Annotated in this window: 1 protein-coding gene; it reads left to right on the top strand. The window is 39.9% G+C overall.

Going from position 1 to position 446, the window contains the following annotated elements; genetic code table 11:
- Positions 1-39: 39 nt before the first annotated feature.
- Positions 40-446: phage tail tube protein (locus G9371_RS19000; RefSeq protein ID WP_235895987.1), on the top strand; the 407-nt coding region annotated here is incomplete at its 3' end.

Below are 446 nucleotides of genomic sequence, written 5' to 3'. Positions count from 1 at the left end.
CAGCGGGTTTTTTATTGCCTAAATTTTGGAGAACCATAAATGAGTTCAGGCGCAAAAATTCGATTATATGCTTGTGAGGAAGCAGTTTTAGGAACAACTCCTGCAAATCCAGTCTGGTACACCGTTCGCCGTGTTACTGATAGTTTGACTGAAAATGTTACTACTGAAGATAGCAGTGAAGTAGTTGATTCACGTTTTCGCCAAGGCGCTGTTGTAACAGAAGCCGAAGTAACTGGTCAACTAGAGTTTGAATTATCACTAGGTACCTTTGACTTATTCTTAAATGTTCTCGCTTTCAATAACTGGGCTGCAAATGCTTTAAGTTTTGGTGGTGGAGTACGTAAGTCTCTTACCTTGGTAAAAGTCTTTGAAGATATTGGTCAAGTCTTTATTTATCGCGGTATTCAAGTGAATACAGGTGAAATGACGATCCAGACCACAGGCAA

Source organism: Acinetobacter sp. EKM10A (genome assembly GCF_011075215.1).
In the GTDB taxonomy this organism is placed as follows: Bacteria; Pseudomonadota; Gammaproteobacteria; order Pseudomonadales; family Moraxellaceae; genus Acinetobacter; species Acinetobacter baumannii.
Note: the sequence above shows the minus strand (reverse complement) of the source record. Positions and strands in the feature narration are given on the sequence as shown.